The sequence below is a fragment of the Amycolatopsis sp. genome (assembly GCF_035546795.1).
Taxonomy (GTDB): domain Bacteria; phylum Actinomycetota; class Actinomycetes; order Mycobacteriales; family Pseudonocardiaceae; genus Amycolatopsis_E.
Map to the genome: position 1 here is coordinate 166,206 of NZ_DASZWC010000026.1, position 8,889 is coordinate 175,094.

At 69.9% G+C, this 8,889-nt stretch carries 8 protein-coding genes; 3 read left to right on the forward strand and 5 right to left on the reverse strand.

The annotated features are described in order from the left end of the window. Positions 1 to 16: 16 nt before the first annotated feature. The 3 genes from mfd to VHD82_RS17400 are packed head-to-tail and all read right to left on the reverse strand — an operon-like array spanning position 17 to position 5,460. Positions 17 to 3,586, reverse strand: coding sequence for a transcription-repair coupling factor (gene mfd, locus VHD82_RS17390; RefSeq protein WP_414637532.1), 3,570 nt, complete (start codon positions 3,584 to 3,586; stop codon positions 17 to 19). 52 nt (positions 3,587 to 3,638) lie between these two features. Further along, positions 3,639 to 4,580, reverse strand: a complete 942-nt coding sequence (locus VHD82_RS17395) for an LLM class flavin-dependent oxidoreductase (RefSeq protein ID WP_325704310.1) — start codon at positions 4,578 to 4,580, stop codon at positions 3,639 to 3,641. Between the two features lie 52 nt (positions 4,581 to 4,632). After that, a complete protein-coding gene (locus VHD82_RS17400; RefSeq protein ID WP_325704313.1) occupies positions 4,633 to 5,460 on the reverse strand; it encodes an SDR family oxidoreductase in 828 nt (275 codons plus the stop codon). Positions 5,461 to 5,517: 57 nt separating this feature from the next. On the opposite strand from VHD82_RS17400, the gene VHD82_RS17405 reads away from it, so the two are divergent. The 3 genes from VHD82_RS17405 to VHD82_RS36815 all read left to right on the forward strand — a co-directional run bounded on the left by VHD82_RS17405 (position 5,518) and on the right by VHD82_RS36815 (position 7,858). Beyond that, positions 5,518 to 6,285, forward strand: coding sequence for a helix-turn-helix transcriptional regulator (locus VHD82_RS17405; RefSeq protein WP_325704315.1), 768 nt, complete (start codon positions 5,518 to 5,520; stop codon positions 6,283 to 6,285). Between the two features lie 4 nt (positions 6,286 to 6,289). Further along, complete coding sequence (locus VHD82_RS17410) at positions 6,290 to 7,462, forward strand: PQQ-dependent sugar dehydrogenase (protein ID WP_325704318.1); 1,173 nt, start codon at positions 6,290 to 6,292, stop codon at positions 7,460 to 7,462. 99 nt (positions 7,463 to 7,561) lie between these two features. Beyond that, positions 7,562 to 7,858: an alpha/beta hydrolase fold domain-containing protein gene (locus tag VHD82_RS36815; RefSeq protein WP_414637533.1), complete on the forward strand. Its 297-nt coding sequence runs from the start codon at positions 7,562 to 7,564 to the stop codon at positions 7,856 to 7,858. On the opposite strand, the gene VHD82_RS17415 is transcribed toward VHD82_RS36815, so the two are convergent. Continuing rightward, entirely contained in the window at positions 7,820 to 8,413 is a 594-nt protein-coding gene (locus VHD82_RS17415; protein WP_325704355.1) for a TetR/AcrR family transcriptional regulator, read from the reverse strand. The two genes, VHD82_RS36815 and VHD82_RS17415, sit on opposite strands and share 39 nt — an antisense overlap. 94 nt (positions 8,414 to 8,507) lie before the next feature. Beyond that, on the reverse strand, positions 8,508 to 8,889 hold a 382-nt coding region (locus VHD82_RS17420), incomplete at its 5' end, for an acyl-CoA desaturase (RefSeq protein WP_325704321.1).

Below are 8,889 nucleotides of genomic sequence, written 5' to 3' on the forward strand. Positions count from 1 at the left end.
GGTAACGATCGGCAGATTAACCGACTCCGGCGGGCGCCTTCGTCAGGTTGTGCAACAACTTCGTGCACCACTCGAGGAGCGCCTCGTCGCGCAGCGGCGGGGCCCCGATGCGGCCACCGGCCGGGCCTTCGGTCGGTTTCGGCACCGAGACGGTGTTCGTGACCGCCTTGAACATCGCCTTCGGGTACAACCGCTTGAGCCGCACCAGTTTCGAATCCGGCAGCGGCAAGGGCGCGAACCGGATCGTGTTGCCCTGCAAGGTCACCTCGGTCACCCCGGCCTCCCGGCACGCGTGCCGGAAAGTCGCCACCGCGAGCAGCCTGCGCACCGCCGCGGGCGGCTGGCCGTAGCGGTCGATCAGCTCCTCCTCCACCGCGTGCAACGCCTCGGCGTCCGGCGCCGCCGCGATCTTGCGGTACGCCTCCAGCCGCAGCCGCTCGCCGGGCACGTAGTCGTGCGGGATGTGCGCGTCGACGGGGAGATCGACCCGGACCTCGCCGAGCTCCTCCTCTTCCATCGGCTCCGCACCGGCACTGCGGCGGAACACGTCCACCGCTTCCCCGACGAGCCGGACATACAGATCGAACCCGACTCCCGCGATATGCCCGGACTGTTCGGCGCCCAGGATGTTCCCGGCGCCGCGGATCTCCAGGTCCTTCATCGCGACCGCCATGCCGGCCCCGAGTTCGGTGTTCTGCGCGATGGTGGCCAGCCTGTCGTGCGCTGTCTCGGTCAGCGGGGTCTCGCCCGGATACAGGAAATACGCGTACCCGCGCTCGCGGCCACGGCCGACACGGCCACGCAGCTGGTGCAGCTGCGCCAGGCCGAGCATGTCGCCGCGCTCGACGATCAGCGTGTTGGCATTGGAGATGTCGAGCCCGGTCTCCACGATCGTCGTGCACACCAGCACGTCGAACTCGCGCTCCCAGAAGCCCTGGATGACCTTCTCCAGCTTGTCCTCGTTCATCTGCCCGTGCGCGGTGACCACCCGGGCCTCCGGCACCAGCTCACGCAACCGCTTCGCGGCCTTCTCGATCGAGGAAACCCTGTTGTGCACGTAGAAAACCTGGCCGTCACGCAGTAGCTCACGGCGGATCGCGGCGCCGACCTGCTTGTCGTCGTACGCGCCGACGTAGGTGAGGATCGGGTGCCTGTCCTCGGGCGGAGTGAGGATCGTGGACATCTCGCGGATGCCGGCCAGCGACATCTCCAGCGTCCTCGGGATCGGCGTTGCCGACATGGTCAGCACGTCCACGTGCGTGCGCAGCGCCTTGATGTGTTCCTTGTGCTCGACGCCGAAACGCTGCTCCTCGTCCACGATCACCAGGCCGAGGTCCTTGTACCGGACCCCGGTCTGCAGCAGCCGGTGGGTGCCGATCACGATGTCGATCTCACCGTCGGCCAGCCCGGCCAGCACACCGTCCACTTCGGACTTCGCGGTGAACCGGGACAGCCCCTTGATGTTCACCGGGAACGACTGCATCCGCTCCGAGAACGTGTTCAGGTGCTGCTGCGCCAGCAGCGTCGTCGGCACCAGTACCGCGACCTGCTTGCCGTCCTGCACCGCCTTGAACGCCGCGCGCACCGCGATCTCGGTCTTGCCGTAGCCGACGTCGCCGCAGATCACCCTGTCCATCGGGACGCCGCGTTCCATGTCGGACTTGACCTCGTCGATCGCGGCGAGCTGGTCGTTGGTCTCGGTGAAGGGGAACGCGTCCTCCAGCTCGCGCTGCCACGGGCTGTCCTGGCCGAACGGGTGGCCCGGCGCGGCCTGGCGGGCGGCGTAGAGCTGCACGAGCTCGGCGGCGATCTCCTTGACCGCCTTGCGCGCCTTGGCCTTGGTGTTCTTCCAGTCCGAGCCGCCCAGCTTGTTCAGCGAAGGCAGCTCGCCGCCGACGTAGCGGGAGACCTCGTCGAGCTGGTCCGTCGGCACATACAGCCTGTCGCCGGGGTGCCCGCGCTTGGACGAGGCGTACTCCAGCAGCAGGTACTCGCGGGTGGCGCCGGCGATCGTGCGCTGGACCATCTCCACGAACCGGCCGATGCCGTGCTGGTCGTGCACCACGTAGTCACCGGGCCGCAACGCCAGCGGGTCCACCGCGTTGCGCCGCCGGGACGGCATCTTCGTGCCCAAGTCCTTTGTGGACGTTCCGGCCGTCGCGCCGCGACCGGTGAGGTCGGCCTCGGTCAGCACCACCAGCCGCAGCCGCGGGACGACGAATCCCTCGGCCAGCCCACCACAGGCGACCGTGACAATGCCCTGCGTGAGCGGGCCCGGCAACCCGTCGCCCGCAAGCGTGGCGGGCACCTCGGCGCCGGAAAGCTGCTCGACCGCGCGCGTGGCTGTGCCGTGCCCGGCGACGACGAGCACCCCGGTGCCCCCTGCCGCGAGGTGCGCGCGCAGATCGGTGACCGCGCGCTCCAGGTCGCCACGGTAGGTCGGCGACGCCTCGACCGCGACGGCGTACACGTCGGAATCCTCGGTGGTCAGCTGCGAGAGCGTCCACCAGCGGCGGTTCGTCTCCCCGGCGTGCTTGGCGACCTCCGCCAAGTCGCGGTAGGCCGAGGCACCGAGGTCGATCGGGGCCTGCCCGCCGCCGGCCGCGGCCATCCACGACGCTTCGAGGAACTCCTGCCCGGTGCGCACCAGGTCGTGCGCTCGGGCGCGGATCTTCTCCGGGTCGGCGAGCACCACGTGGGTGCCCTCGGGCATCGCGTCGGTGAGCAGGTCCAGCTCGCCTTCGCAGAGCACCGGGATCAGCGCCTCCATGCCCTCCGACGGGATCCCGTCGGCGAGTTTGGTGAGCATCTCGGCCAGCTGCGCGTCCGACTCGTATTGCTCGGCCAGCTCACCCGCGCGCGCCTTGACCACCGGCGTGAGCAGCAGCTCCCGGCACGGTGGCGCGTGGAAGGCCTGGATCTCGCCCGGCAGGGAACGCTGGTCCGACACCGCGAAGGCACGGATCTCGCTGACCTCGTCACCCCAGAACTCGACCCGGTATGGGTGGTCGGCCGTCGGTGGGAACACGTCGAGGATGCCGCCGCGGACGGCGAACTCGCCCCGCTTCTCGACCATGTCCACCCGCGTGTAGGCCAGCTCGACCAGCCTGTCGAGCACTGCCTCGAACTCGTTCTCCACGCCTACGGTGAACTGCACCGGGGCGAGCGCGCCCAGCCCGGGCGCCATCGGCTGGATCAGGCTGCGCACCGTGGCGACCACGACCCGCGGCGCGTCCTCGCCGCGCAGCCGGTGCAGCACGTCGAGCCGCTTGCCGACGGTGTCGGCGCGGGGGGACAACCGTTCGTGCGGCAGCGTTTCCCACGAGGGAAAATCGGCCACCGCGGCCGGCCCGAGCAGGCTGGTCAGCGCGGCCGTCAGCTCCTCTGACTCACGACCGGTGGCCGTCACCGCGAGCACCGGCACACCGGCGCCCTCGTCGGCCGCCAAGGCCGCGACGACCAGCTGCCGCGCCGTGGTCGGCCCCTGCAGATCGAGCAGCGGCGAACCGGCGCGCTCGACGACCCCGCGCAGCGCCGGATCGCCGAGTACCGCGGACAGCAGACCGGACAACACCCCGTCTGTCACGAAAACTCCCCTGTGCAGACCTGTGGACGCACCCCTGCCCGGGACGAGAGGATCAGGGGCTCTCGCTACCCAGCCTACGTCGGAGGACCGACAACAATTCCGCCACCTTGCCCAGCTGCCCGGCGACCACGGCGGGGTCCACCGCGGCGATCCGCAGCAGGATGTGCTCGGCGCCGACGCCGGCGAACCGCTCGAGCATCGGCACGACGTCTTCGCCGGTGAGCATCACCTGGATCTTCCCGATCACGTCGAGCGGGCGCTGGTAGGTGGCCCGGCAGTACTCGTCGAGGGCCTGCGTGCCGCGCTCGGCGTCGTCGTCGACAAAGACGGTGGCGAACAGCGCGGGCGTGACCGGCCGGGCGCCCGCGACCTCACGGATCGTGGCCAGCCCGTTCGCGTAGTCCACCGGGTCGGGCGGGTACGGGAGCCAGCCGTCGTAAAGGCGGCCGGCGCGCCGGAGCGCGGCAGGGGTGATGCCCGCGAGCCAGATCGGCGGGCCGCCTTCGCGGGCCGGGCGCGGTACCTCGGGCAGCCAGTCGTAGTGCAGCACCTTGCCGTGGAAGGAGTCCGGCCTGCCGGTCCACAGCTCTCGCCATAGCGTCACGGTGTCGTCGAGCTGCGAGAACCGGGTTTTGAAATCGACACCGACCAGCTCGAACTCCTGCTCGCTGAAGCCGGGGAAGCCGGCACCGACGCCGAGCACCAGGCGTCCTTCGGAGATCAGGTCGAGGGAGGAGATCGTGACTGCCGCGTGCGCCGGATTTCGGTAGGCCGGCAGGAGCGCGGCCGTGCCGAGCGTGAGGCGTTGGGTGGCCTGCGCGACCGCGGTCAGCAGGGTAAGCGGTTCGACGCGGGCGCGGGAGAGCGAATCGCCGACCCACACCGAGTCGAAGCCCGCGCGCTCGGCGTCGACGGCCATCGCGACGAGCGCCGGCGCGGAGCCGCCCGCCTCCAGCTGGGCCTGGCCTGCGGGAAGAAGAAGTCCGTATTCCATGGGGAAACACTCGCCGCGGCCGGGCATACCTTCAATTCCCCGGAGAGTATCGCTATCCGAAGAAGTCGCGGTGCCGGCGCACGAAGTCGGCGAACTCGACCGCGGGCTCACCGGTGAGGTCTTGCACGGCGGAGGTGACGGTCTCGGCGCCGCCATCCCGATAAGCGCGGGCTACTTCGATCAGGGCGTCGGCCTGGAACTCGGGCAGTCCCCTGCCGATCATCGCCGCGCGGGCCTCGTCGTCGGGGAAATGCACGTAGCGCACCGGCTTCCCGAGCACGTCGGAGAACACTTCGGCAGCCTCGACGTACGTCAGCGCCCGCGGCCCGGTGAGGTCGTAGATGCGGCCGTCGTGGCCGTCGCTGGTGAGCACGCGCGCGGCGGCCCTGGCCACGTCGCCGGTGTCGATGAAGCTGATCGGCGCGTTGATCAGCGGCTGGCTGAACACGCCCGCTTCGCGGATCGAGGTCTGGCGCAGGAAGTTCTGCAGGTAGAAGTTCGGCCGCAGGATCGTCCACCGCAGCCCGGAGGAGGTCAGTGCCCGCTCGGCCGGCCGGTGCAGGCGGGCGATCGGCGAAAGTTCCTCGTCCGCACGCCAAACCGACAGCTTGACCACTCGCGCACCCGCCTTGCGGGCGGCTTCGAGCAGGTTGAGCTCGTGCACCGGCTGGTCGGGCCCCGTCGCAGCGAGCAGGAACACCGTGTCGACCCCGTCCAGCGCCGGCCCGAGCGTGTCCGGCACGGCGAAATCCAGCAGCACCGCGTCTTCCGTCACTTTTCGCGGGTCACGGTAGGCAGCTCGTACGGGCACACCCTCGGCACGCAACTCCGCGAGCAGCGCCGTGCCGACATTACCGCTCGCACCCGTCAACAAGATCATCTTCGTCCCCCATCCGCATTCCCTCCAGGGAATCGCGCGTACTGCGAAGATACCGAGGTGAACGATTTCGGTGCTGCGTTGCGGGAATGGCGAGGGCGGCGGCGGTTGTCCCAGCTGGAACTGGCTCTGCGCGCCGGCACCACGCAACGGCATGTGAGCTTCATGGAGAGCGGCCGGTCCACTCCTGGCCGCGGCATGGTGGTGCGCGTGGCCGAGTCGCTGCAACTGCCGCTGCGGGAACGCAACGCGCTGCTGCACACCGCGGGCTACGCGCCGAGCTACCCGGAGACGAGGCTCGACGATCCCGCGCTGAAGCCGGTGCTCGACAGCCTGCGGGGACTCCTCGACGGCCACCGCCCGTACCCGGCGATCGTGGTCGACCGGTTCGGCGATCTGGTCGCGAGCAACGACGGGATCAGTGTGCTCACCGAAGGCGCCGCGCCCGAACTGCTCGAACCGCCGGTGAACGTGCTGCGGCTGGCGCTGCACCCGCACGGGATGGCGCCGCGGATCGTGAACTTCGACGACTGGGCGCAGCACGTGCTCGAACGCCCCCGGCAGGAGATCGCCCGCGCCCCGCACGAACGGCTGTCCGCGCTGCTCGACGAGCTGCGGGGTTACCTGCCCGAACCGGCCAACCCCAGTGCGGAACACCTCGGCTTCGCCGTCCCGCTGCGGTTACGGTCCGCGCTCGGGGAACTGCGTCTGATCACCGCGATCACCACGTTCGCGACCGCCGTGGACGTCACGGTTTCCGAACTGCGGCTGGAAACCTTCCTGCCGGCCGACGAAGCCACCGCGATCGCCCTTTCTCGGCCACAATGACCGCATGCGCCGTTTCGGAATCGTCCTTTTTGCCTTGCTCGCCACGGCGTGCACGAGCTCACCCGCCCAGGAGCTCCCGCAGCAGCCGAGCACGGTGCCGGGGGAAACGAAGCTGCGGGTCGACGTGGTCGCGCACGGGCTGGAGCACGGCTGGGACATCGGATTCCTGCCCGACGGCAGGTACCTGGTCACCGAACGGCCGGGCAGGCTCGCGCTGATCGATCCGGATGGGACGGTCACGAACGTCGGCGCGGACCTGTCCGACGTGTACGCCAAGGGCGAAGGCGGGCTGATGGGATTGGTGCTGTATCCCGATTTCGCGCAGTCGCGCCGGTTCGTGACCTGCCAGACGCACCAGGAGCACGGCAAGGCCGTCGACATCCGGCTGGTCACCTGGACGCTGTCGGCCGACGATCGCACCGCGGCCAGGTCCGGCGAGCTGCTGACCGGGCTGCCGGTCAACGACAGCGGACGGCATTCCGGCTGCCGCCCCGCGATCGGCGCCGACGGGGCGCTGCTGGTGGGCACCGGCGACACCGCGCGCCCGACAATCGCACAGGACAGGCACAGCCTCGGCGGGAAGGTGCTGCGGATCGACCTGCGCACCGGGAAAGCCTTGCCGGACAACCCGTTCATCACCTCGGCGGATCCGAACGAACAGCGGATCTCCAGCTACGGGCACCGCAACGTGCAGGGCATCACCGTCCGTCCCGGCAGTGGCCAGGTGTTCACGGCCGAGCACGGCCCGACCTTCGACGACGAGATCAACCTGAACCAGGCGGGCGGCAACTACGGCTGGGATCCCTCGCGGGGCGGCACCAACACCACGGACTACGACGAGAGCGTGTCGATGACCGACACCGATCGCTTCCCGGACGCCGTCCGTCCACTGTGGACCTCCGGGCAGATCACCGAGGCCATCTGCGGCGCGGCCTTCCTGACCGGCTCGCAGTGGGGCGAGCTGGAGGGGCGGCTCGCCGTGGTGGCGCTCAAGGGCCAGAAGATGTTGCTGTTCAACGTGGACGCGTCGGGCAAGATCACCCAGGTCACCCTGCCTCCCGAGTTCAACGACACGTTCGGCCGCCTGCGCGCCGTCCGCTCCGCGCCCGATGGCTCGCTGTTCGTCACCACGTCCGACGGCAGCGACGACAAGCTCCTGAAGATCACGCCTGCCTGAGGCATTGACGCAGCTCAGCGGGAACGTCTGGCGGACCGCCGTCGCAACCGGCTCGGTGGCGACACCCCACCGGTTCGGTTGGCGCAGGGCCAGGACCGCGTGCTGCCCGCGTATCTGCATCTGCATGGCGGCGGCTGGATGCTCGGCTCCGCGCCCGGACAGGACGAAAAGTTGTGGCGGCTCGCCGAGCGGGCGCGGCCGGCCTTCGTCAGCGTGGAGTGCTGCCTCGCGCCGGAACACCCTTCCCCGCTGGGCCTGAGGACTGCGAAGCGGTCGCGCAGTGGCTCGTCTCCGATGCCGCGGCCGGCGCCGCCCGGCCCGCGACACTCGACGCACTCCACCCTGAACTCACAGTCGCTAATGCAGGCGCAGCTTCGGCTTGTGCTCCAGATGTGACAGCCCGTTCCACGCGAGGTTCACCAGGTGCGCGGCCACCTCGTCGCGCTTGGGTTTGCGGGCGTCGAGCCACCACTGCCCGGTCAGCGCGACCATGCCGACCAGCGCCTGCGCGTACAGCGCGGCGAGTTTCTCGTCGTAGCCGCGGACCGTGAACTGCTGCGCCAGGATGTGCTCGACCTGGCTGGCGATATCGTTGAGCAGCGTGGAAAACGTGCCGGTCGACGAGGCCACCGGCGAATCCCGCACCAGGATCCGGAAACCGTCGTGCGAATCCTCGACGTAGCCGAGCAACGCGCTCGCCGCCTGTTCCAGCATCGCGCGCGGATGCCCGCCGTGCAGGGTGGACACCATCCGGTCCAGCAGCACCTGCGTCTCGCGGTCCACGACGACGGCGTAGATGCCTTCCTTGCCGCCGAAGTGTTCGTACACAACGGGTTTCGACACGTTCGCGCGATTCGCGATCTCCTCGATGGAGGTGCCGTCGAAACCCTTTTCGGCGAAAAGCGCCCGCGCCACGCTGAGCAGCTGCTGGCGGCGTTCGGCACCGGTCATCCGGACGCGGGTCACCGGGGCCGGCGGGCGCGCCCCGGTGACGACGTCACGTTTCTGCTTTCGTCTCGCCGCCACCTGCGGCAGGCTACCTTCGCTACTCGGTCGCCAGGCGGGCGAGCCGGGTCGGGGTCGGCCAGCGCACGTTGTCCACCCAGCCGAACTTCTCGAAGGCCCAGATGACCCGCGCCGAGATGTCGATCTGACCGCGCTTCACGCCGTGCCGCGCCGAGGTCGGGTCGGCGTGGTGCAGGTTGTGCCAGGCCTCGCCCATGCTCAGGATGGCCAGCGGCCAGAAGTTGGCCGACCGGTCGCGGGCGGCGAACGGGCGTTCGCCGATCATGTGGCAGATGGAGTTCACCGACCACGTGACGTGGTGCAGGACGGCCACCCGGACCACGCCGGCCCAGAAGAAGCCGGTCAGGGCGCCCCACCACGACCAGGTCACGAGGCCGCCCACCAGGGCCGGCAGGATCAGC

Coding starts and splice junctions, on each gene's coding strand:
- VHD82_RS17395 (WP_325704310.1), bottom strand. CDS start 4,580: ATGGAATACGGACTTCTTCTTCCCGCAGGCCAGGCCCAGCTGGAGGCG.
- VHD82_RS17400 (WP_325704313.1), bottom strand. CDS start 5,460: ATGATCTTGTTGACGGGTGCGAGCGGTAATGTCGGCACGGCGCTGCTC.
- VHD82_RS17410 (WP_325704318.1), top strand. CDS start 6,290: ATGCGCCGTTTCGGAATCGTCCTTTTTGCCTTGCTCGCCACGGCGTGC.
- VHD82_RS17415 (WP_325704355.1), bottom strand. CDS start 8,413: ATGACCGGTGCCGAACGCCGCCAGCAGCTGCTCAGCGTGGCGCGGGCG.